Source organism: Blautia sp. An46, assembly GCF_002161645.1.
In the GTDB taxonomy this organism is placed as follows: domain Bacteria; phylum Bacillota; class Clostridia; order Lachnospirales; family Lachnospiraceae; genus Blautia; species Blautia ornithocaccae.
In genome coordinates this window covers 112,665-135,828 of record NZ_NFIF01000005.1, presented here as the reverse complement: position 1 = coordinate 135,828, position 23,164 = coordinate 112,665, and the positions used below count along the sequence as shown (strand labels likewise).

The 23,164-nt window shown below is 45.0% G+C and carries 21 protein-coding genes, 1 tRNA gene and 1 other annotated feature; of the genes, 9 read left to right on the top strand and 13 right to left on the bottom strand.

What is annotated here, in order from left to right:
* Positions 1–11 precede the first annotated feature (11 nt).
* The 3 genes from ispG to B5G00_RS06010 all read right to left on the bottom strand — a co-directional run bounded on the left by ispG (position 12) and on the right by B5G00_RS06010 (position 3,559).
* Positions 12–1,064 carry a flavodoxin-dependent (E)-4-hydroxy-3-methylbut-2-enyl-diphosphate synthase gene (gene ispG, locus B5G00_RS06020; protein WP_087270174.1) on the bottom strand — a complete coding sequence of 351 codons (1,053 nt, stop codon included), beginning with the start codon at positions 1,062–1,064 and terminating at the stop codon, positions 12–14.
* Between the two features lie 77 nt (positions 1,065–1,141).
* Positions 1,142–2,284, bottom strand: coding sequence for a toxic anion resistance protein (locus tag B5G00_RS06015; protein WP_087270050.1), 1,143 nt, complete (start codon positions 2,282–2,284; stop codon positions 1,142–1,144).
* Positions 2,285–2,290: 6 nt separating this feature from the next.
* The gene (locus B5G00_RS06010; RefSeq protein WP_087270047.1) at positions 2,291–3,559 is read right to left on the bottom strand and encodes a 5-bromo-4-chloroindolyl phosphate hydrolysis family protein; all 1,269 of its coding nucleotides are present in this window, start codon (positions 3,557–3,559) and stop codon (positions 2,291–2,293) included.
* A gap of 195 nt (positions 3,560–3,754) precedes the next feature.
* On the opposite strand from B5G00_RS06010, the gene B5G00_RS06005 reads away from it, so the two are divergent.
* Entirely contained in the window at positions 3,755–4,780 is a 1,026-nt protein-coding gene (locus B5G00_RS06005) for a branched-chain amino acid aminotransferase (RefSeq protein ID WP_087270043.1), read from the top strand.
* Positions 4,781–4,849: 69 nt separating this feature from the next.
* Here B5G00_RS06005 and B5G00_RS06000 read toward each other — a convergent pair whose 3' ends face one another.
* The 3 genes from B5G00_RS06000 to B5G00_RS05990 all read right to left on the bottom strand — a co-directional run bounded on the left by B5G00_RS06000 (position 4,850) and on the right by B5G00_RS05990 (position 7,695).
* Positions 4,850–5,341 carry a dihydrofolate reductase gene (locus tag B5G00_RS06000; protein ID WP_087270040.1) on the bottom strand — a complete coding sequence of 164 codons (492 nt, stop codon included), beginning with the start codon at positions 5,339–5,341 and terminating at the stop codon, positions 4,850–4,852.
* 66 nt (positions 5,342–5,407) lie between these two features.
* Complete coding sequence (gene thyA / locus B5G00_RS05995) at positions 5,408–6,259, bottom strand: thymidylate synthase (protein WP_087270038.1); 852 nt, start codon at positions 6,257–6,259, stop codon at positions 5,408–5,410.
* 83 nt (positions 6,260–6,342) lie between these two features.
* Positions 6,343–7,695 (bottom strand): sodium-dependent transporter, encoded by a 1,353-nt coding sequence (locus B5G00_RS05990; RefSeq protein WP_087270171.1) that lies wholly within the window; start codon positions 7,693–7,695, stop codon positions 6,343–6,345.
* An 86-nt stretch (positions 7,696–7,781) separates the two neighbouring features.
* Positions 7,782–8,037 (bottom strand) — a binding site (T-box leader).
* Positions 8,038–8,231: 194 nt separating this feature from the next.
* Between B5G00_RS05990 and B5G00_RS05985 the strand changes: the two genes are divergently transcribed.
* On the top strand, positions 8,232–8,720 hold the full coding sequence (locus B5G00_RS05985) for a VanZ family protein (protein WP_087270168.1): 489 nt from the start codon (positions 8,232–8,234) through the stop codon (positions 8,718–8,720).
* Between the two features lie 144 nt (positions 8,721–8,864).
* On the opposite strand, the gene B5G00_RS05980 is transcribed toward B5G00_RS05985, so the two are convergent.
* From B5G00_RS05980 to B5G00_RS05970, 3 genes are all read right to left on the bottom strand, one after another.
* Positions 8,865–9,779 (bottom strand): alpha/beta hydrolase, encoded by a 915-nt coding sequence (locus B5G00_RS05980; protein ID WP_087270035.1) that lies wholly within the window; start codon positions 9,777–9,779, stop codon positions 8,865–8,867.
* A gap of 95 nt (positions 9,780–9,874) precedes the next feature.
* Entirely contained in the window at positions 9,875–10,261 is a 387-nt protein-coding gene (locus tag B5G00_RS05975) for a 4Fe-4S binding protein (RefSeq protein ID WP_087270032.1), read from the bottom strand.
* 143 nt (positions 10,262–10,404) lie between these two features.
* On the bottom strand, positions 10,405–10,743 hold the full coding sequence (locus B5G00_RS05970; protein ID WP_087270029.1) for a cyclic-di-AMP receptor: 339 nt from the start codon (positions 10,741–10,743) through the stop codon (positions 10,405–10,407).
* Between the two features lie 351 nt (positions 10,744–11,094).
* Here B5G00_RS05970 and B5G00_RS05965 point away from each other — a divergent pair, with 351 nt between their 5' ends.
* The 4 genes from B5G00_RS05965 (at position 11,095) to B5G00_RS05950 (ending at position 14,746) form a co-directional block, all read left to right on the top strand.
* Positions 11,095–12,399, top strand: coding sequence for a TrkH family potassium uptake protein (locus tag B5G00_RS05965; protein ID WP_087270024.1), 1,305 nt, complete (start codon positions 11,095–11,097; stop codon positions 12,397–12,399).
* A gap of 16 nt (positions 12,400–12,415) precedes the next feature.
* Complete coding sequence (locus B5G00_RS05960; RefSeq protein WP_087270022.1) at positions 12,416–13,081, top strand: potassium channel family protein; 666 nt, start codon at positions 12,416–12,418, stop codon at positions 13,079–13,081.
* A gap of 110 nt (positions 13,082–13,191) precedes the next feature.
* A tRNA-Gly gene (locus tag B5G00_RS05955) sits at positions 13,192–13,264 on the top strand.
* Positions 13,265–13,420: 156 nt separating this feature from the next.
* Positions 13,421–14,746, top strand: a complete 1,326-nt coding sequence (locus B5G00_RS05950; RefSeq protein WP_162613488.1) for an amidohydrolase — start codon at positions 13,421–13,423, stop codon at positions 14,744–14,746.
* Positions 14,747–14,872: 126 nt separating this feature from the next.
* On the opposite strand, the gene B5G00_RS05945 is transcribed toward B5G00_RS05950, so the two are convergent.
* Positions 14,873–15,637, bottom strand: a complete 765-nt coding sequence (locus B5G00_RS05945) for a nitroreductase family protein (protein ID WP_087270016.1) — start codon at positions 15,635–15,637, stop codon at positions 14,873–14,875.
* A gap of 255 nt (positions 15,638–15,892) precedes the next feature.
* Here B5G00_RS05945 and B5G00_RS05940 point away from each other — a divergent pair, with 255 nt between their 5' ends.
* Genes B5G00_RS05940 through B5G00_RS05930 form a run of 3 tightly spaced genes read left to right on the top strand, consistent with a single transcriptional unit; the run spans position 15,893 to position 17,819 of the window.
* Positions 15,893–16,264, top strand: coding sequence for a GntR family transcriptional regulator (locus B5G00_RS05940; RefSeq protein ID WP_087270013.1), 372 nt, complete (start codon positions 15,893–15,895; stop codon positions 16,262–16,264).
* Complete coding sequence (locus tag B5G00_RS05935) at positions 16,261–16,959, top strand: ABC transporter ATP-binding protein (protein ID WP_087270009.1); 699 nt, start codon at positions 16,261–16,263, stop codon at positions 16,957–16,959. Before B5G00_RS05940 ends, B5G00_RS05935 begins: the two co-directional genes overlap by 4 nt.
* Positions 16,953–17,819 carry a hypothetical protein gene (locus tag B5G00_RS05930; RefSeq protein ID WP_087270006.1) on the top strand — a complete coding sequence of 289 codons (867 nt, stop codon included), beginning with the start codon at positions 16,953–16,955 and terminating at the stop codon, positions 17,817–17,819. The genes B5G00_RS05935 and B5G00_RS05930 overlap by 7 nt, the downstream gene beginning before the upstream one ends.
* Before the next feature lie 375 nt (positions 17,820–18,194).
* Here the strand turns inward: B5G00_RS05930 and yicI are convergent, their stop codons facing one another.
* From yicI to B5G00_RS05915, 3 genes are read right to left on the bottom strand one after another with little or no spacing between them, the layout of a single operon-like run.
* On the bottom strand, positions 18,195–20,444 hold the full coding sequence (gene yicI, locus B5G00_RS05925; protein WP_087270004.1) for an alpha-xylosidase: 2,250 nt from the start codon (positions 20,442–20,444) through the stop codon (positions 18,195–18,197).
* 2 nt (positions 20,445–20,446) lie between these two features.
* Positions 20,447–21,142 (bottom strand): YesL family protein, encoded by a 696-nt coding sequence (locus B5G00_RS05920; RefSeq protein WP_087270001.1) that lies wholly within the window; start codon positions 21,140–21,142, stop codon positions 20,447–20,449.
* Between the two features lie 20 nt (positions 21,143–21,162).
* The gene (locus B5G00_RS05915; protein ID WP_087269998.1) at positions 21,163–23,163 is read right to left on the bottom strand and encodes a glycoside hydrolase family 31 protein; all 2,001 of its coding nucleotides are present in this window, start codon (positions 23,161–23,163) and stop codon (positions 21,163–21,165) included.
* Position 23,164 lies beyond the last annotated feature (1 nt).

The following is a 23,164-nucleotide window of genomic DNA, read 5'->3' as shown; positions in this document are numbered from 1 at the left end:
GCCTCCTTTGTTTACTTCCAATTCTCCAGTTCCTGACGGAGCACCTGCAAAAGCTGATCCTCAGGTACCTTTCTGACGATTTCTCCCTTCTTGATCAGAAGGCCCTCGCCTTTGCCGCCTGCAATGCCGATGTCTGCCTCTTTGGCTTCTCCCGGACCGTTTACCACACAGCCCATGACCGCCACCTTAATATCCAGAGGGAACTCCTGTACCATGGTCTCTACCTGATTTGCCAGTCCGATAAGATCGATCTGGGTCCGTCCGCAGGTAGGACAGGACACTACTTCCACCCCGCCCTTTCTCAGGTTCAGAGTCTTCAGGATCCTCTTGGCAGACTTAATCTCCTCCACAGGATCTCCCGTAAGAGATACCCGGATGGTATCTCCGATTCCCTGGTAAAGGATAATCCCCAGTCCCACGGCAGACTTGATATTTCCGGAATAAAGAGTCCCGGCTTCTGTGATTCCCACATGAAGAGGATAGCTGGTCTGCTCTGCCAGAAGTTCATGGGCTTTTACGCACATCATCACATCTGAAGATTTGATACTGATCACCAGGTTGTCATACCCCAGGTCTTCAATGATCTTCACCTTATCAAGGGCGCTTTCCACCAGTCCTTCTGCCGTAACCCCGTCATATTTTTTTACCAGTTCCTTTTCCAGAGAACCGCTGTTGACCCCTACCCGTATGGGAATATTTCTCTCCCTGGCAGTGTCCACTACCGCCTTGATCTTTTCTTTTCCCCCGATATTTCCCGGGTTGATCCGAATCTTATCGGCGCCGTTTTCCATAGCCGCTATAGCCATCTTGTAATCAAAATGGATATCTGCCACCAGGGGGATATGGATCTGTTTTTTTATCTCTTTTACAGCTCTGGCCGCCTCTATGGTAGGCACCGTACAGCGGATAATCTCACATCCAGCCGCCTCCAGGGCCAGGATCTGTTTTACGGTTCCTTCTATATCTTCCGTCTTGGTATTGGTCATAGACTGGATCAGAATAGGATTTCCTCCTCCGATCTTCCTGTCTCCGATCTGCACCACTCTGGTATGATCACGATACATGTCCTTTTCCTCCATTCCCATGAAAGCTTATATTTCCAGAATATTGGGGAACTCCTGTCCGTTCAAAATTCTGTCCCTTATTTCTGTATCTGCAGAAGTTTTTCCTTTAATTCACCCTCCAGACGATAGATCTCCGCCTCTGCAGCTCTTCTCTTCTCTCGTCCTTCCTTCTGGATATTCATCACTTCATCAAAGGTGCTGATAAGGGATTCGTTAGTCTTTTTCAGTGTTTCAATATCCACAATTCCTCTCTCCGACTCTCTGGCAGCTTCCACTGTAGCAAGTTTGAGAGTCTCTGCATTTTTCTGAAGAAGGGCATTAGTCATATCTGTTACTTCACGCTGAGCTTTTGCCGCTTCTGTGGAATGGGCGATTCCCAGAGCTATGACCATCTGGCTCTTCCACAGAGGAATGGTATTCACAATGGTAGACTGAATCTTCTCTGCCATCTGGGTATCGTTCCCTTGAACCAGACGGATCTGAGGAGCTGTCTGAATACAGATCATCCTGGTCAGCTCCAGGTCATGAATTTTTTTCTCAAAACGAGTGCACAGGGAGTCCAGATCCTTAGCCGCCTGGGCATCCTCCGGCAGATTGGTCATCTGTGCTTTGTTTACAAGCTGGGGCAGTTCTGTAGTACGAATCTCCTCCAGTTTCTTCTTTCCTGCCAGGATATACATGGAAAGCTCTTTGAAATAATTCAGGTTCAGGGCATACATCTTATCCATAGTAGCCGCATCCTTCATAAGCTGAATCTGATGTTTCTCCAGAACCTCCACGATTTTACTGATGTTGGTCTCTGCCTTAGCATATTTATTCTTCATGGACTCCAGCTTATCGGTTCCTCTTTTAAAGAATCCTATAATACCTTTCCGTTCTTCTTCAGCATCAAAGCTTTTCAGCTCGGTGACCACATTTTCCAGCAGATCTCCCACCTCGCCTAAATCCTTGGTCCGAACCTTATCCAGCGCTTCCTCGGAAAAGTCCGCCATCTTCTTCTGGGTTCCTGCTCCGTACTGAAGGATTGCCGCAGAATTACGGATATCGATCTGCTTGGAAAAATCATCTACCATCTTTCTCTCTTCCGGAGAAAGAATACTGTCATCCATTTCAGGAGCCTTAGGCTCTTCTTTTTTCATCTCTGCCACAGGAGCCTCCTCTTTCAGAGGTTCAAATGTCAGTGTAGGCGTCACCGTAAAATCTTTTAATTCATCACTCATGGCTATTTATCCTTTCTTATTAAAATCATCGTCTCCTGTAAGGCCTTCCTGGGCCAGCATGGTCTTCAACACTGAAATATCTGTAGATACATCCCATGCAGTGTCCTTATAAAAACTGTCCAGAAGATTCTCAAAGGCTGTATTAATAGTATCCAGGGTATTTTCAATCTCCTGCTTTGCCGTCTTGATATTTTCACCCTCTACATCCTGTTTATCCAGCTCCTCGTAGGCTTTCAGGAGCTTCATAGTAGTGGGGAGATAATAGTCCATAAATTTATGCAGGTCATCAATGAGCTCCGGATGCTGCTCTACTCTCTGGAAGATCCTGCGGATCACATTTTCCAGATGGTACATTTTATTGGAAACCTCGATTCCTGGAATAGCGTCGTTGCTTCTCCGGATTTCTTCGATATAACGATCTCCCTCTTCAATGACTTTCTTCACTTCTTCTGAGAGCTTTTTCCTGGGGTCTGCGGCCTCCTGCTCCTTCATCTGCTGAGCGTTTTTCTCCGCTGCAAGATATTGGTCATAAGCATCATCACTGGCAATCAGGCAGGTCTCCCCCTTATCCAGGTGGCCTTCCAGAAACATCTGCTTTTTGATCATTTTCTTCAGATCTTTCCGTACAAAATTTTCTGATTTTCTGACGCCTTTGGCCAGTTCTTTAATGGTTCCATAAGGTTTTCCGTTCAGGGTCTTTACATAAGAACGGAATCTTTTTATCTTCTTTCTCAGATGATTGCCGCAAATGGCCATGATAAGGCTGATAGCCATAGCCGGGAGAAAAATCATCAGAACTGTGCCCATCTTTGCCGCCAGGGGGCCAATAAAAATAGAAGCAATCCCAAGAGATGCCACAGTTATCCCAAACATAAGCGTAAGGGCAATTCCCAGAGTAGTAAACAAGATCCCCATAGCTCTGGCCCATCCCGTATTTACAAAAAGGGCAAATTCTTCTCTGGCCTCTTTCATCCTTCTGGATGAACTGTCATATTTTTCATAAGAATGGCTTCTTCCAAAGGGACGGTAACTGTATTTTGTACTGTACCCGTTACCCGGTCCATAGGGCTGGCCGCCGGGATTTTGAGAATAGTTCCCATAGTTTCCCATTCCCCGCCGTCCCGCATTTTTTAGGCTGTCCGCCACATTTCCAAGAGCATTCTCCAGTGTCACGCCCAGGTCCCGGTTCAGTCTCCCGAAGTCTCCTGTATCTATTGCATGCTGTACAATATCCTTTACTTCCCGTCCTAGATTGTTCCAGTCATTTCCAGCCATAATTTCACTTCCTGATCTTAGATTTTCGCCCCGAAAGGCTGCTTTTACTTTTGATTATATATGAAAGAATATAAAAAAGCAACGGAACTTCTCTTGCAATTCACACATTAAAGTTTTATAATGATAAAAACTTAATTTACTATATCTATAAATAATACATACCGCAATCTGGCGGCAGGAATGGAGGAACCTAAAATGGAAAAAAAGAACATTGACTGGTCAAATCTGGGCTTTGCTTATATGAAGACCGATTACCGTTATGTATCTAATTTTAAAGATGGAGCCTGGGATGATGGTGTTTTAACACAGGATGATATGGTAACCATCAGCGAGTGCGCAGGAGTGCTCCAGTATTCTCAGTCTGTCTTTGAAGGATTAAAAGCCTACACCACAGAGGACGGACGTATCGTAACCTTCCGTCCTGACTTAAACGCAGAGCGTATGGTAAATTCTGCAAAGAGACTGGAAATGCCCGTATTCCCCGCAGACCGTTTCGTAGACGCTGTGGTTCAGACTGTAAAAGCAAATGCAGCTTATGTGCCTCCTTACGGATCAGGAGCCACTTTATATATCCGTCCTTATATGTTCGGAAGCAATCCTGTGATCGGCGTTAAACCTGCAGATGAATACCAGTTCCGTGTATTTACCACACCGGTAGGCCCTTACTTCAAAGGCGGGGCAAAACCCATTACCATCCGTGTCTGTGATTTTGACCGGGCTGCTCCTCACGGAACCGGACATATCAAAGCAGGACTGAACTACGCCATGAGCCTTCATGCTATCGTAGACGCTCACAACCAGGGCTTTGATGAAAACATGTATCTGGACGCTGCCACCAGAACAAAGGTAGAAGAAACCGGCGGCGCCAACTTTATCTTTATCACCAAAGACAACAAGCTGGTAACACCAAAATCCAACAGTATCCTGCCTTCTATCACCCGCCGTTCTCTGGAATATGTAGCTGAGAAATACCTGGGAATGAAAGTAGAAGAAAGAGAAGTCTTCTTTGAAGAAGTACCGGAATTTGCAGAATGCGGTCTGTGCGGAACTGCCGCCGTTATCTCTCCTGTAGGAAAGATTGTAGACCACGGAAAAGACATCTGCTTCCCAAGCGGTATGGAAGCTATGGGACCTGTTACCCAGAAGCTGTACGATACCCTGACCGGCATCCAGATGGGAAGGATCGAAGCACCGGAAGGCTGGATCAAAGTGATTGAGTAAACATTTCTTTTGACGTAAAAACAGGGGCTGCCGGCCCCTGTTTTTAATAATTGCCTGATATACAGGCTCTTATTCTTTCTTTTCATAAGTTACAAAAGCATACTCCAGATCAAAATAGGTCTGTTCTTCACTTTCCTCTGTAATCTTCCACTCTTCCATTTCATCCAGATTTGGGAAGAAAGTATCTGCCTGGTAGGCAAAATCAATCTTGGTCACATGAGCCTTGCTGCAGTAGGGAAGCATCTGGCGGTAAACACTGTCGCCGCCGATCACATATACATCTTCCGCAGGATATTTGCCGGCTTCTTCCAGAGCTTCTTCCACGCTGTGGACCACCACAGCGTCTTTCACCTTATAATCTTTATTTCCTGTCAGAACAATATTGACTCTGTTTTTCAGCGGCAGTCCGTTCGGAAAACTCTCCAGAGTTTTTCTTCCCATGATCACTACCTTTCCTGTAGTAGTTGTCCTGAAAAACTTCATATCTGCGGGAATACTCACCAGCAGTTTGTTATCTTTTCCGATTCCCCAGTTGGAATCCACAGCTACAATTAAATTCATGTCTGTTTTCTCCTGTTCTCTGTTCCATATTGCTGTATTCTCAGCAGTCTTTTTCAAAAAACATACTTACACCGCAATCGGTATATTTTTAATCTGAGGCCCTGCCTGATAATTTTCCACGATCAGATCTGTTGTAGTAAAGTCGTAGAAGTTTTTAATCTCAGGGTTCAGGTAAACCTTTGGAGCAGGATAGGTCTCTCTGCTGATCAGTTCCTCGATTACCGGCACATGCCTGTCATAAATGTGGGCGTCGGCGATCACATGGACCAGTTCTCCGGGAATCATGTCATTAACCTGAGCCACCATCATAAGCAGGATGGCATACTGGCACACATTCCAGTTATTGGCCGCCAGCACGTCCTGAGAACGCTGATTCAGCACTCCGTTCAGGACCAGTCTGTCCTGATCTTTATCCTTGGTCACATTATAGGTCATACTGTAACAGCATGGGTCAAGGGCGCCGCTGTGAAGATATTCAAACTGATACAGATTGGTCATGATCCTCCGGCTGTAAGGATTCTCCTTCAGCTGCTTCAGCACATAATCCATCTGGTCTACTTCTTCCCCTTTGTAGAGGAATTTTCGTCTCACCACATCTCCGTAGCAGGTACCGATAGAGCCATCTTCGTCTGCCCAGGCATCCCAGATATGGGCATTTAAATCGTGGATATTGTTGGATTTTCTCTGATAGATCCAGAGGATCTCGTCCATACAGGTTTTCAGCCCTGTCTTCCGCAGAGTCAAAGCTGGAAACTCTTTTCTCAGGTCATAACGATTCACCACACCAAAACGTTTGATGGTATAGGCTGCCTCTCCGGTATCTTCCCAATGAGGCCGTACCTTCTCTCCTTTTGTATCTGTACCATTATCCAGAATATCCCGGCACATATCAATAAACAGTTTGTCTGCCAAACTCATAGGCTTCTCCTCTCTAACATCATTTTATCCCTTAATAAGATTTTCTGCCTACTATCATATCATAAAATTTCAGGAAAAGCACATTAAAATATATCCAGAACGCCGCTGGAAGTAACGAAAATGATCCCAATAAGAACAGGAACAACATATTTTACCAGAGCAGACCACACCGGCGCCAGCTTGAAGGCAGCTTTTCCATTGTTTGTAATTTCTTTCACTGCATTCCTGGTCTTCCATACCCAGCCAATGAACACGCAGGCCAGAATAGCTCCGATAGGCAGGGAAACATTGGAAACCAGATGGTCAGCCAGGTCAAAAAATCCTTTTCCTGCAATCTTTATATCACTCCAGAGGCCAAAACTGAGAGCACTGGGAACTCCTGCAATAGAAATCAAGATTCCAGAAATTATCGATGCTTTTATCCTGGAAACCTTAAAGGTATTCATGGCAAAAGATACCACTACTTCCAGATAAGCAATACTTGTGGTAGCTGCTGCGAACAGCACCAGGATAAAGAAGATCACACCAAAGATCTGACCTCCCGGCATTTCACCAAACACTGTAGGAAGGGTCTGGAACATCAGGCTTGGACCGCTTTCCGGATCAAATCCGAAGGCAAAAACAGCAGGAAGGATAGCGAATCCTGCCAGCATTGCTACCAGAGTATCACACCCTGCAATACAGCAGGCGCTGTTGACAATCTTCTGGTCTTTTCCCAGGTAAGCGCCGTAAGTAATTGTAGCTCCAGTTCCCAGAGACAGAGAGAAGAACACCTGTCCCAAAGCTCCCAGAAAGGCTCCCGGTGTCAGCTTGGAAAAATCTGGTTTCAGGAAAAACTCAATACCGGCTCCTGCTCCGGGAAGGGTACAAGAACGAATAGCAACAACGATAATACACACCAGAAGAAGGGGCATCATAATCTTACATGCCTTTTCAATTCCCTTTTGAACCCCTCTGGCAACGATCAGCACAGTAAGAACCATAAATATCAGATAATAAATGATCTGACTTTCTGTATTGGCGGTAAAATCTGCAAAAAAGGCTGCTCCGTCTTTGGATGTATTTGCCCCAGATGCAAAAATATACCGGATTACCCAGCCACCTAATACTGCATAATAAGACAGACCGATAAAACTTGTGACCACTGCCAGGATACCTACACCGCCCCATTTTGGATTCAGAGCTTTATAGCTTCCGAAAGCATCTTTTCCTCCGGCCCGGCCAATAGTAACTTCTGCAATGATCATGGGGATTCCCACCAGAACAATACAGATCAGATAGATCAGAACAAAGGCTCCTCCTCCGTTCTCCCCTACCAGCATAGGAAACCTCCATAAATTTCCCATACCTACGGCGGAACCTGCCGCTGCCATGATAAAGCCCAGACTTCCGGACCACTTGGCCTCTCCAGTTTTTTTCTTTTCTTGTTTGTCCATTTCTTTTCCTCCTTTTCGGCAGCAGGTTTCTTCGCCTGTAGGAACAAAAAAGCCCCCGCCCTTATATCTGAAAGACATCTTCCAAACATAAGGGCGAGGGCATATGCCTCACGGTACCACCTTACTTTATCTCCGCCTTGCGGCAAAGACCTCTGCGGGTACGGGAATCTTCCTTATACCCTGGCGCTGTAATGGGCGCTCCCATCGCAGCCTGTGGAGAATTATCCCCAGTCGGTGCGAGGCTCCGAGACCATCTTCCATTTACTTCCCCGTGCTTCCTTTCACCTGCCGAAGCTCTCTGTAACGTACCTGTAAATGTACTCTTCTCTTCACTGCCGTTGTCTTTTTCTCTGGTACACAGTATAAATCTCTGAATAGATATTGTCAATTCATTCCTGACTTCTTTTGAATTCTTTACATTTTCTACAAAAAATGTTACTCTTTCTTAGTAAATCTATCTATCGGCATTTTCATTGCTGCACAAAAAGAGCTCTGGATTTTTGTATAATCTCTCTCTTGCAGCAGAAAGGAAGCGTATGAAAAAATTTATCATCTATCTTTTAAAGCCTTTTTCCTTTCTCCCTGCCCTTCTGGTCATGTATATGATTTTCTCTTTTTCCAGCCAGACGGGAGTGGATTCTGGAAATCTCAGCTATAAAGTCAGCTACGGTATTGTTTCTGTTGCAGACCGGGTCCTTGAAAAAAATCTTTCAGAGACGGACAAAGAATACTATGCTGGCCAAATCGAACTTCCAGTACGAAAGCTGGCCCATATGACAGAATACTGTATTCTGGCCATATGCATTTCTTTTCCTTTGTATGTGTATGGTCTGAGAGGCTTCTGGCTTTTTATTTTCGCCGGACTTTTCTGCGTGGTATTTGCCTGTACAGATGAATTCCACCAGTCCTTCGTGGCCGGACGGGGTCCTTCCAAAACAGACGTGGCCATTGACAGTATGGGCGCTCTTTTCGGTATTATTCTGGTCCAGCTCTTCTGTCACGGATTTACGGGGCCGTCGCATTAAGCAAAATCGAGAATATTTATACATTTTATTGCTCAGCCTGTGCCGCTTTGAGCCTATAGTCTCAAAGCTATGCTCGGCAAATTCGCATAAAATGTATAAATATTCCTAACATATGACTAATGCGACAGTCTCGTTTTAGAAATTTCATTTGTTCAGATAAGATACAATATTTTTGTAAACTGTCTCTTTTCCTGTCTCGTTAAGGATTTCATGACGCATATCCGGATACATCTTTCCGGTTACTTTTCTATATCCTACTGTTTGCAGAAACTGAAGCTGTTTTACAAACCGTCTTCCCCCTCCTATGCATGGATCCTTCTCTCCTCCCAGAAAAAGAACAGGCAGATCAGGATTTCTCATCTTCCATCCTTTCCTGCTGTAGGTTTCTTTTAAGAGAAGAAACAGACTCTGGAAACCGTCGGCAGTAAAGATAAATCCACAGTATTCTGAATCATCATAATCCTTTACTACTTCTTTATCTGAGCAGATCCATGCCGAACTGGTACCCTCTCCTGGAAATTTAGCGGCATAGGGACCAAAGGCAAGAACCTGCAGCTCTTTGCTCCGGTATCTCCCTCCCCTGAACTTCTTCTGGATTCCAGCCAGCGCCAGTCCCATATCTACTCCAGGATTTGCACTGGGAGGCCCTGTCAGTATTAGCTTTTTCAGTTCTCCGTCGTATTCCTTCAGATACGTCCTGGCTGCAAGAGAACCCATACTGTGCCCCAGCATATAAACAGGGGTTCCTGGAAAATGTTCTTTTATCCAGCAGGTTACCTGGTGAAGATCTTCCACAATTCCCTTATCTCTGCCGCCATAAGTATATCCCAGGTCCTCTTTTTCCTTTACGCTTTTCCCATGACCTCTGTGATCATGGATCACTGCTGCGAATCCCTTTTCTGCCAGATATTCCATAAACGGCAGATACCTTTCTTTATTCTCACACATTCCATGGGAAATCTGGAGAACACCTTTTACTTCGCCTTCCGGTTTTGTCCATAACAGCGACAGTCTCAATCCGTCAAACCAGGACCAAAGCCATTCTGCCTTCTTCTCCATAACTTTTCACCCCACACTTTCCTTTCTAAAAAAATTCAGGAGCACACCATTCCCTGAGAGAATATGGCATGCTCCTATGTATTCTTTTGCTGAAATTACGCTTCTACAATCTCCAGAACGTCTGCTGGACAGGCTTTTGCACAGATACCGCAGGCGATGCATTTGCTGCTCACCGGTGATTCCTCTGCCTTTACCATAACGCCGAATGGACAGGCCTCTACGCACTTGCCGCAGCCTGTACATTTTTTCTTGTTTACCATATACACACCTTTTGCATTCTGTGTGATGGCTTCTTCTGGACAGGCTTTTGCACACTTGCCGCACTGTACACAGACCATAGGCTTGGCATCGCCGTTTTTGTCCACGATCTGAATACAGGATTTGTCCGGATCAAATTCCTTATAAAAGCTTGTGGAACAGGCTCTTACACATTCCAGACAGGCCATACATTTTGCACCCTTTACTACTTTCAGTTTCTTCATAGAAAATCCTCCGTTTTCCTTAGTATTCAAGACTTATGCAGCGCACAGTCTCACAGATTAGTCTGTCAGATAATTCTATCATTTCAGAAAGATTTTCTCAAGGTGCATTTGGAAAATCTGCCGGTTTCCCAGAGATATTTTTTCTATAATTTCAGGAACTGTTCCACGTTTACCACAAAGACCGTAGCGCCCCCCACTTCAACGCTTACCGGAGGTGCCGTATACCCCAGTACCGGACCTTTTGAGCCTGAAGAATAAGATGGGTTGATCATAACTTCCTGTCTCCTGGAGCACTCCTCCTTGATCACATTTATAACAAAATCTACTTTATCATCCTCTGTACCGATCATAAGTGTAGCATTTCCTTTTCTCAGAAAACCTCCGGTACTGGAAAGTTTCGTTACGCTGATTTTTTCTTTATTCAAACGTTCTATTACAAAACCTTCGTCTTCCTTCCGCACAATCGCAAAAATCATTTTCATCGCCAAGTAACCTCCTTCTCAACGGATTTCCCCGCCTTTTCATTCAGAAAGCGCTGATATTCGCCCCCATTTTTATTGTATTTCATTATAGCACAATTTATTCTGAAAGCAAAGACTTTATCCCAGTAAAGAGGCCGCTTCCCCTCTTTTCATCCTTTTAAAATTTTTCAGAATCTATAAAAATTCAAAAGTAAAGTCTTTGTTAATTTTCCTCATTATGTCTTGAGTTTTTTATATCTTCTGCTATAATCGTCCTATCCTGAAAGATTCTGAAAAAACAGCCTTTCAGGCATAAAAAAATGCAACAGCAGAGAGGAGGAGTTACTTGCCGCAGCAAACGGCAGAAATCTCATGAACCGCATCATTAACTTTTTTAAAAGGCAGCCCGCAGGACGGCTGATCACCCTTGGCTTTGCCGCAGCAATCCTGTTTGGTACGTTCTTGTTGCTGCTTCCAATCTCCGTGAAACCGGATGCAGAGGTCAGCTTCATTGACGCCCTGTTTACTTCAACCAGCGCCGTATGTGTCACAGGCCTGATCGCCATAGACACTGCGGATCATTTTACGCCTTTTGGCCAGGGGGTTGTAGCTTTTCTCATTCAGATCGGAGGCCTGGGAGTCACTTCCGTAGGTGTAGGCCTGATTCTGGCAGTGGGAAAGCACATTGGAATAAAGGGACGTCTTCTTGCCCAGGAGGGGCTGAATGTAACTGGAGTAAAAGGAATCATACGCCTGGTAAAATCTGTGCTTCTTATGACCCTTTGCTTTGAACTTGCCGGCGCAGTGCTGAGCTTTATTGTTTTCATTCAGGATTATCCTCTGCCAAGGGCCATTGGTACCAGTATTTTCCACTCCATTGCCGCATTTAATAATTCCGGCTTTGATATTTTCGGCGGACTCCGAAACATGATTCCCTATCAATCGGATATCCTTCTGAACTTTACCACCTGCTTTTTGATCATTTTCGGAGGTCTGGGTTTCCTGGTAATACTGGATATATTGAAGAACCGTTCTTTCAAAAAACTTACGCTCCACTCCAAAGTGGTGATCACCACTACGGTCATCCTGCTGGCAGTGGGGACCCTGCTCTTAAAAGCAACAGAAAATATTTCCTGGTTGGGTGCCTTTTTCCACAGTGTTTCTGCAAGAACGGCAGGTTTTTCCACTTATTCTATAGGAGACTTTACCAATGCAGGACTTTTTGTCCTTATCATCCTGATGTTTATCGGTGCTTCCCCCGGATCCACCGGAGGCGGTATTAAGACCAGCACTTTCTTTGTTCTGGTGCAATCTGTGCGCAGCCTGGTGACAAAGAAAAATTTTGAAGCCTTCCATCGTTCCATACCGGCAGACAGAATCAGCAAGGCTTATGTCATTTCCCTGCTGTCCATCCTGGTAGTGTGCATTGCCACTTTCCTGTTGTGTATCCTGGAACCGGACCTGGATTTTGTACAAATTTTGTTTGAAGTGGTATCGGCCTTCGGTACTGTAGGCCTTTCTACAGGAATCACACCGAATCTGATCCCTCTGAGCAAATTTATCATTATTCTTGTTATGTTTATCGGAAGGCTGGGGGCTTTCACCCTGTTTTCCATGTGGATAGACCGTCCGGCACCTTCCGCCCGGTATGTAGAAGAATCTATTACAATTGGTTAAAGGAGAAAATACAGTTATGAAAAATACAAAATCTTCAACTTTTGGTGTAATTGGTCTTGGACGTTTTGGCACAGCTCTTGCTATGAGCCTGTCTGAAGCAGGAAAAGATGTCATCGTAGTAGACTGCAATGAAGAAAAAGTAAGAGAGCTCCGCCACTATACGGAATATGCTTTTGTCACAGACAATCTTTCAAAGGAAGCGCTTCAGGAGATCGGTATCCAGAACTGTGATACTGTTATCGTATGCATCGGTGAAAAAATTGATATCAGTATTCTCACTACACTAAATGTGGTAAGCCTTGGCGTTCCTCATGTGATCTCCAAAGCGATCAGCAGTGACCACGGAACGGTACTGGAAAAAATCGGTGCAGAGGTAGTATATCCGGAGCGAGATATGGCTCTCCGCCTTGGCAAACGCCTGATCGCCAATAACAATTTTCTGGACTTTATCACTCTGAGCAATGAGGTTGAAATCCAGCAGATTCCTGTTACAGACCGTATCGCCGGGATCAGCATAGAACGTCTGGATATCCGAAAAAAATATGGTCTGAACATCATTGCCATTGAAAGTGATGGCAGCACGGAAACAGAGATTTCTCCGGAATATCGGATCCGTAAAGAGGACATTCTGGTAGTAATCGGAAAAATGGATAACATCTGGAAGTTTGAACACGATATTTAAGCTTCAAAGATTGACTAAAAATTTTTCAATAAAAATTTTCAAAAAAAGATTGACAAAACATTCCGGATATAGTATATTATTGCCTGTGCTCACGAGAGCACAGGTAACATGCGCGAGTGGCTCAGTTGGTGGAGCGCGACCTTGCCAAGGTCGAGGCCGCGGGTTCGAGTCCCGTCTCGCGCTTTTTTCATGTCCAAATTTCCTTTCTATTTTCCTTCTGCTATAATTCCCCAGAAATTTTTCAAAAATTCTCTCTTTCTTGTAATGCTCTTTATCTCTTTTTATCTATATGTGTTATGATAGTAGTCATAGCATACCTGAAAAGGAGGTACGATCAGAGTGAACATATCAAAAATCGACTATACTTCTCTCATTGAAAAATATCAGTCTCTCATTATCTCTGCCGCAGATTCTATCTGGGAGTTTGCAGAGACTGCTTTCCAGGAACACCGCTCCAGCAGTCTTTTGAAATCGATTCTGGAAGAGCAGGGATTTTCCATATCAGCACCTTCTGAAAAGCTCCCCACCGCTTTTACTGCCCGCTGGGGCTATGGCAGACCCATATTGGGTTTTCTGGGGGAATATGATGCCCTTCCCGGCTTGTCTCAGAAAGCAGATATCGCCGCTCCAGCTCCCACAAGTTCTTCTGCAGGGCACGGCTGCGGACATAATCTCCTGGGCTGCGGAGTTCTGGCAGGGGTTCTTTTCCTGAAAGATATCATGGAACAGGAAAAGCTTCCCGGCACTATCCTGTATTTTGGATGTCCTGCCGAAGAAAACGCGGCTGGCAAGGCTTTCATGATCGAAGAAGGCTTCTTTAAAGATGTGGACGCTGCTTTTTCCTGGCATCCCCACTACCAATCCGGAATCTTTAATCAGGCTCTGGCCAACCACAGAGTCTACTACACTTTTCACGGTACCAGCGCCCACGCTTCTCAGTCTCCCCATTTAGGCCGAAGCGCTCTGGATGCCTGTGAACTGATGAATGTTGGAGTCAATTATCTTCGGGAGCACATGATCGATGAAGCCAGGGTTCATTACGCTTATACTGACGCCGGGGGAACTGCGCCTAATATTATCCCCTCCCGGGCCCAGGTCTTTTATGCCGTGCGGGCCCCCAAAAGCGAAGACGCCCGGCTGCTGCGAGAGCGGGTGGACGACATCGCCCGTGGAGCCGCCCTGATGACCGGGACTTCTGTAGACATTGAAACTGCCTGCGTCTATGACAGCTTTCTGCCAAATCCCGTCTTAGACCAGCTTGTCCTGAAATATCTGAAGCTTTATACCCCTGTCCACTCTCCCGGTGAAGAGGCTTATGCCAGAGATTTTCTTTCTTATGGAAATCTGCCTGAAGCAGACAGGGCCTTTGACGATATTCCTGATCTCTCCATCACCAGGAAAACCGGTATTTCCACTGACGTGGGAAATGTAAGCCAGATTCTGCCCTGTACCGCCTTTATGGTCTGCTGTTACGCCAACGGTTCTCCTCTTCATCACTGGACCGTAACCGCTCAGGGAAAATCTTCTGCAGCCCATAAAGGAATGTTGGCCGCAGGAAAAATCCTGTCCTCCTGTGCTTTAGAGCTGCTCACGGAGCCCGGACTTCTTCTTCAGGTGCAGAAAGCCTTTCATAAAGCCAAAGGCATCTATACCGCAGCTCCTTAGACAGCCTTCCCTCTGCTGCATTAGCCAGATATTCCCCTTTACTTACTGCCTGAAGCTGCAAAAAAGTCCGTAAAAAGCGAGCTTCAAGTCTCCACTTTTTACGGACTTTTTGGTTTTCTTTACTTCTCAGGTCCTTAGAATTGCACTTAACACATACTGATTGTTCGGAAAGTTTTTATGAGTGATGTCTTCCAGCCTGATCAAATCCACATCCAGCCACAGTTCCTCGGCTACAACCATCAGATGAGAAAACATAATACCGAAATTCAGCTCTTCAAATTTTCCCAAATGGTTCATATTGTGTTTCTTTGCAAAAACATGGATCCGATTGTCATATACCACAAACCGCCATGGCTGGCTGTTCATACTGGACGGAGCCAGCCTTGCAGCTTCTAAAAGCTGTTTCATCCACTGTCTCGGCACCTCTTTGTAAACGCAAAGCTCCTTCAGCTCCATTCTCTTGGCGTCAACTGCCTTTCTGGTATAGCTCCCCTTGCTCTTTCCAAAGGCCAGCATGATGATAAATTTCAGATTTCCTCTGCGGTTATTGCCCATTCTGGGCTTTACCCCGCCCAGAAAGCAGGTTCCCAAACCTTTGGTGCATAGAAAAAGTGCAATCTGCTCCATAATATATCCAGCATTCATCTGGGTCAGGTCCTTCTCTTCGGAATAAAAAGCCAGATAGTAAGGCGCTTTTACTCCCAGTATATGCATCATCCTGTTCTTTCCTTTTGTATTATCTATAATAGAAATCTCTGTATGGATTCCCGGATTCAGACCTTCAATCTCTCCATAAAACTCCCTCACTTCCTGGAGAATCTCCCCGCTTACCGGCTCCATTTCATAGTTCCGTACAGATTTTCTCAGAAAAATCGCTTCGTATAAATTCATATTATCACCCTTATTCTCCGTGTAACAATATTGTAACATACATTCTTTGAAATGCAATGCCTATTTTCCAGAGAATTTTTAATTCCCCGAAAAGTTTTTATAAAATTTTTATTGACAAATTCCTTTTATTTACGTATTATTGTATTAAACAATTAGTACAGTAGTACAATTATTGTAATTGACAAATATGCTTCGGCTCTGGAAAGACACCTGAGCTGCTTAACAGACACGCAGAAAAAAGGAGGTGCTGCGCATATGTCTTGGAATCTGGACTCAAACCGTCCCATCTATCCCCAGATCATGGAAAGGATTACTATGGACATTATTTCCGGCACATATCCTCCTGGAAGCAAGCTTCCCTCTGTACGGGAGCTGGCTCAGGAGGCAGGGGTAAATCCCAACACAATGCAGAAATCTTTATCCGAATTGGAACGAACAGGACTTCTCTACAGCCAGCGGACCAGCGGACGCTTTATCACGGAGGATTTAGTTATGATAGAACAGACAAAAAATACCATCGCCTCAGAGCAGGTAAAAGAATTTCTGAAAAAAATGGAGCATATCGGCTTTACAAAACAGGCCACCATACGGCTTATTGAAAAAATTGATAAGGAGGAGCAGTCATGAACCCTATTTTAGAATGTAAAGACCTTACTAAGCGCTATGGCAACAAGACCGCTCTGGATCAGATTTCCTTTTCCCTTATGCCTGGAAAGATCATCGGTCTTCTGGGTCCAAACGGCAGCGGCAAGACTACTCTGATCAAGCTTTTAAATGGTCTTCTGGTTCCTACAGAAGGGCACATTTTTATAGACGGTCTTACACCAGGCGTAGAGACTAAGAAATTTGTCTCTTATCTTCCTGAGCGAACTTATCTGAATTCCTGGATGAGGGTCTGCGATATCATTGATTATTTCCAGGATTTCTATGAAGACTTTGACAAAGCCAGAGCCTACGACATGCTGAAAAGATTGAATATCAATCCCTCTGACAGACTCCGTACTATGTCAAAAGGTACTAAGGAAAAAGTCCAGCTTATCTTGGTCATGAGCCGCCGGGCCCGGCTGTACTGTCTGGATGAACCTATTGCCGGAGTAGACCCAGCTGCCAGGGATTATATTCTCTCTACCATCATTCAAAACTATGATGAAAACGCTACGATTATTATATCCACTCATCTGATTTCTGATGTAGAAAATATCCTGGATGATGTGGTTTTTATTCAGAACGGGCATATCCGTATGGTTGACAGCGTAGAAAATATCCGCTTCAATCAGGGAAAATCTGTGGACGCACTGTTCAGGGAGGTGTTTAAATGCTGAAAAAATTATATAAATATGACTGGAAATCTGTCTCCATGATCCTTCTGATCCTTCATGGGGTACTGCTGGCCTACAGTATCATCGGAAGACTTGCCATCACCATTGGGGAAAATATGGCCTCAGGAAGAGGGGAGAATTTCGATACCCACCTATCTCTTTCTACTACTATCTTTGGCCTGGGGGCCGTAGCTTATATCATGATCTATGCTATATTTATTATCGGTATAGTTTTGGCTACCATCCTCTATCTGGCCGTACGGATGCAGAAAAGCTTATTCTCTGAAGAGGGATATCTCACCAATACCCTTCCTGTATCTTGTGACAAGATACTCTGGTCCAAGATCCTGGTATTCTGGACCTGGTCAATCATTGACTTTTTATGTGTAGCTCTATCGATTTTCATATTGGTCAGCTATCCTGATACAATGACGGATATTGTAGAAGGCTTTCATTCATTCTTTGGGAGTCTTTTTGGACTCGGTGGCTTTAATGCTATGCTGGAAGCTCTTGGAGTAGTTCTCGGACTTCTCATACAATACTTCTTCTACTTTATTGCTTTGATCTTGTTCTCCATCTGTCTGGGCAGTCTGTTTAAAACACACAAGACCCTGGGAGCTCTTGTGGCCTTCTTTGGGATCAATATGGGCCAGACCATAGTCATGCTGATTTTAATGTTTATAATTCCTCCTTTGAGTCCCATTAGTACAATCGTTACTACTGAGAGCGGAAGGGTTATTTCAAGTACAGGAGGAAGCGGAAACGCTCAGACGATCTTCCTGCTGTCATGGTACCTGATCTTATCTATCGTTTTCTACCTGGGAAGCCGGTATATCATGACAAAGAAACTGAATCTTGACTAACACTTCTGGAAATCTGCGCCGCCAGGCGCACTAGATAAAAGCTGCGGCATTAAGCATTTTCAATCTTGCTTAATGCCGCAGCTTTCCCCTCCCTATACGGTTAAAATCTTCAAAATCCATTTTTGACCGTATAATTCCACGTAGTATTACGGTTAAATTTCCTATATTGCACTTTCTAACCGTATAATTTTCTTTAAAGTACGGTTGAAATCTTCAAATCTTCTATTTTAACCGTACAATCTTCTTCAAAACTACGGTTGAAATCTCGAAAATCTCTGTTTAACCGTATTGCACCATATCCATGTAAAAAATGGTGATGGCAGGGGAATCGGAACTGTGGGCAGCTCCGATTCCCCTGCCATTCTTTTTATCCTCTTAACTTTCTACTTTAACAGCCTGGCTTCCCAGGTTTTTAATCTGGAAATTACCTTTTCCGCCTTCCACGGAAAGAAGAATCTCTTCTCCCTCTCTTCTGGCCTGAACCTTCATTACGGTATTTCCTTTTGTATCCGGAATCTCCACGCAGGTACGGGCTCCCTCTTCGAATTCTCCGATCACCAATGTCACCTGGTCTGTAAAATCATAATCCGGAACCTGATCATTATTTCCCATAGGAAGAACCGTATTGGGCCGGAGCATAACAGGCAGAGAATGATAATCATGAGTTTCTTTTATCCACTTTCCTCCTGTTTTCTTCTCTCCGGTCAGGATATTCACCCAGGTTCCTTCCGGCAGGTAATAGTCCACCTCCCCTGATTCTTTAAATACAGGGGCAACCAGAAGAGAATCTCCCAGCATATACTGACGGTCCAGAGTATCGCAGGCTCTGTCCTGGGGGAAATCCAGGAACATTGGGCGGAGCAGAGGAGTTCCCTTTACATGAGATTTCACTGCCTGTCCATAAATGTAAGGCATCAGCCGGCATTTCAGGTTCACAAACTCCCGAAGGATATCGCAGGCCTCCTCGTCAAAAAGCCAGGGTACACGGTAGGAGCCAGAGCCATGGAGACGGCTGTGGGAGCTTAAAAGCCCAAACTGGCACCATCTCTTATAGATATCAGGAGTAGCGGTACTCTCAAAACCGCTGATGTCATGACTCCAAAATCCAAAACCTCCCAGAGAAAGAGACAGTCCTCCACGGAGAGTCTCCGCCATAGAAACATAAGTGGCAGAACAGTCTCCTCCCCAGTGAGCCGGGAACTGCTGTCCTCCTACTGTAGCGGAACGGGCAAAAAGCACTGCTTCTCCCTTTCCCCGCTCTCTTTCCAGAAGCTCAAATACTGTCTTATTATAAAGGTATGTATAGTAATTGTGCATTTTCACCGGATCAGAATGGTCAAAATATTCAATATCCTTCACCGGTATCCTCTCACCGAAGTCTGTCTTAAAGCAGTCCACACCCATATCCAGAAGAGTCTTCAGCTTTTCCTGATACCAGGCCACTGCGTCAGGGTTGGTAAAGTCCACCAGTCCCATACCTGGCTGCCACAAGTCAGACTGCCATACGCTTCCATCTTTCTTCTTTACCAGATATCCCTTTTCCATGCCCTCTTTAAAAAGCACAGATTTCTGTCCGATATAGGGATTGATCCACACACAGATTTTCAGTCCCCGGTCATGGTATCTTTTCAGCATTCCCTTGGGGTCCGGGAAAGTCTTGGGATCCCAGATAAAATTGCACCACTCATAGGCGTCCATCCAATAACAGTCAAAATGGAATACATGGAGAGGAATCTTCCTGTCTGCCATTCCCTGGATAAAGCTGGAGGTTGTCTCCTCGTCATAATTCGTTGTAAAAGATGTAGTCAGCCAAAGACCAAAAGACCAGGCCGGGGGCAGAGCAGGTTTTCCTGTAAGATCCGTATATTTTTCCACAGTTCCCATAGGACTTCCGCCGCTGATAAAGTAATAATCCAGTCTTTCTCCTTCTACGGAAAACTGGATCCTCTCTACCTTTTCACTGGCAATCTCAAAAGCAACATCTCCCAGATTGTCCACCAGAACCCCGTATCCTTTATTCGTTACATAAAATGGAATGTTCTTGTATGCAATTTCGCTGGCTGTACCGCCATCCTCATTCCACATCTCTACAACCTGTCCATTTTTCACAAAAGGCGTAAACCGTTCTCCAAGACCATAGATGTATTCATCTACGTCAATGGAAAGCTGTTCCAGCATATAAGCCTTCTCTGTCTTATTATTATACATATGGGCCAGATTCCGGAAACTGGACTCTGTAAGGAATTTCTCTCCTTCATAGAAAGCCAGTTTATAACCGGAAGGGGCCTTATCGATCACTGCCCGCAGGGAGCCGGAACGATAGATTACCTGGGTATCTGTCTCCGTGATCTCAACCTGGGTATCTCTCTGGTTCACCTGAGCAATAGGTCCCTTATACAGAGCTCCTGCATGATGCACTGCCGAGGCCTTGATCACTCCTTCCATAGGGCTGGAAAGGGTCAGCGTCAGCATCGGGATATTTAAGCAGTCTCCTCTCCCAGAAATATGTTTGCTGGGAAGATACACCGTTAATGTGCTTCCATCAATCTGGTGGCTTGCATATTCTACTGCATATGCAGGCTCCATTTCTTTTCTCAAAAGCCAGTATCCATTTGTAAATTTCACGATCATTCCTCCTGTAAATCTAATTTGTCATCCCTTTTCTGTATTTCTCTCACAGGCTCTTCCTTCTGGTCTTCCTCTCCGGGCTCATGTTTTTTCAGCACTCGCTCCAGGAACTCTGACATGAGAAAGATTACCGGCCCCGGCGCAAAGATCATCAGTATAGGAAAGCGCCAGATGATGGCTCCTGTGCAAAACAGTATGAGAAACAGGGCCAAAGTAGTGCCAAAATACCGCACTGTCATATACATAGCCAGCTTGATCAGCCAGCCGCTGCTCATATCAAACCGTGCCAGAGCTGGAAATACATAGCAGGAAACCGCCAGAATAAATACAGAAGTCAGGGCGTAGACACAGATAAAGAAAAGTCCCACATATCCGTCGGTTTCCTTCATCAGGATTCCAATATTTAAATGCATGGCAAAGGTGGCTGCTACTACCAGTATCCAGATAAAGCATCCGGACATCAGATTCAGCCGGAAAGACCGGAAAAATTCTCTGGCAATATAGCCGTCGCCCTTTTTCACACATTTTACCATGGCATAGTATAAAGCCGAGGTAGAAGCTCCTATGGTCACAATAGGAAGACTGCACAGGATCCATAAAAATCCCAGGGCCATTACATCAAATATCTTATCACAGATATTGATAAAGCTGCCATCAAATCCGAATATATTTCTTCCTGTTTTCTTCTTACCCATGTTCTACACCCTTTCTTTTCTTACAGTTCCGTTAATTTTCCTGCTTTTGCAAATACGGGAAGCTGTTCCAGAGGAGCGCTGACAGTAATCGTCCTTCCTCCTTCATACTCCCTGTTATCATTGATGTTCCTCCAGAGGCCTTCCGGCAGGTAGAGAGTTCTTTCTCTCTGATCCTCATACAAAACAGGCGCCACCAGAAGATCTGGTCCAAACATATACTCGTCCTCGATTTCCCATGCTTTTTCATCCTCTGGGAAATCATAGAACAGAGGCCTCATGGCAGGAGTTCCCTTTTCATGTGCTTCCTCCATGATCTGTCTCACATAGGGACGTATTCTTTCCCTAAGGTGGATATATTTTTCACAGATTTTATAAACCTCTTCTCCGTAGCTCCATATCTCATTTTCTGCACCGCTGTTATGTTTTCCGCCGCCTGTAGTTCCCAAAGGTGCCTTGAAAGGCTCCCGGAATCCATGAAGACGCATGACCGGACAAAAGGCTCCAAATTCAAACCAGCGAACCAGCACCTCATGGAACTTAGGATCATGAATGTTTCCTCCATGGAAACCTCCGATATCTGTAGTCCACCAGGGGATTCCAGAAATACCCATATTCAGTCCTGCCGCCAGCTGATTTCTCAGAGAGCGGAAAGAGGAATCAATATCTCCTGACCATACCAAAGTGCCATATCTCTGGCTTCCGGCCCAGGCGCAGCGAAGGAGATTCAGGATGTTCTCCTGACCCTCTTTTTCCATTCCTTCATAGGCCATGCGGGCATATTCTTTTGGATAGATATTTCCCACTTCCATGTCTGCCCCACGGAAATACCTGTAATGAGAAAATTCATAACCAGTAAACTCAGGCTCTGCCTCATCCAGCCAGAAAATATGGATACCTTTTTCATAATAATTTTTCTTGATCTTACTCCAAACGTATTCTCTTCCATCGGGATTGGTCACATCGATGATTGCCGCATTTCCCAGCTGTCCTAACCTCTTTCCATGTTCAGAGCGGGTCAGATAGCCAAGCTCTTCCATTTCCTCATAGTTCTCACTCTCTCCGTCCACAGTAGGCCAGATAGATACCATCAAATGCATTCCCATTTCTTTCAGTTCCCGTACCATCTTTTCCGGTTCTGGCCAGTAATCCAGGTCGAACTTCCAATCTCCCTCATGGGGCCAGTGGAAAAAGTCTACTACGATCACATCTACCGGAAGTCCCCGGCGGTGATATTCTCTGGCCACCTCCATAATCTCATCCTGGGTCTGATAGCGAAGCTTGCACTGCCAGAATCCCATGCCGTATTCCGGCATCATAGGAACTTTTCCTGTAGCATTAGCGTAGGCTTCTTCGATTTCCGCCGGAGTATCTCCTGCAGTGATCCAATAGTCCATCTGCTTCGTAGATTCTGCTGTCCACTGAGTCACATTTTTGCCGAAAGTTACCGCGCCGATAGCCGGATTATTCCATAAGAATCCATATCCATTACTGGAAAGAGCAAAGGGAATACTTGCCTGAGAGTTCCTGTGAGCCAGCTCCAGAGTACAGCCTTTTACATCCAGATAAGGCTGCTGATACTGTCCCATTCCATAAAGCTTTTCCCCATCCACAGGCTCAAAGCGTACTGTCAGCCGATAGTTATCCGTACTCTGCCTTGGTTCAAAGGTTCTTGGCACGATCTCAAGGGCGCTGTTAAACTCCTCTCTCCCTTCTTCCTGCATTCCACGGATTCTCTCATATTCCTCCAGGAGAAGCTTTCCATTCTGGTTCAGGAAACGGAGTTTTCCTGTCCTTGTGATCTCACAGATAATCTTTCCGTTTTCTATAACTGTGTCTGTTCCTCTCTCATATATCTTTACAGAAACTTCTTCCGCCGGAAGAAGGGCGGAAATATCCTCATCTTCTATAAGCTCATGTCTCTGGGTAGCCTGTACGCGAAAGCTGTTTTTACCCCAGGGCTGAATACACAATAATTCTTTATCAAAGCGTCTGTATACTTTATTCCCTATTTGTTTCAGCATG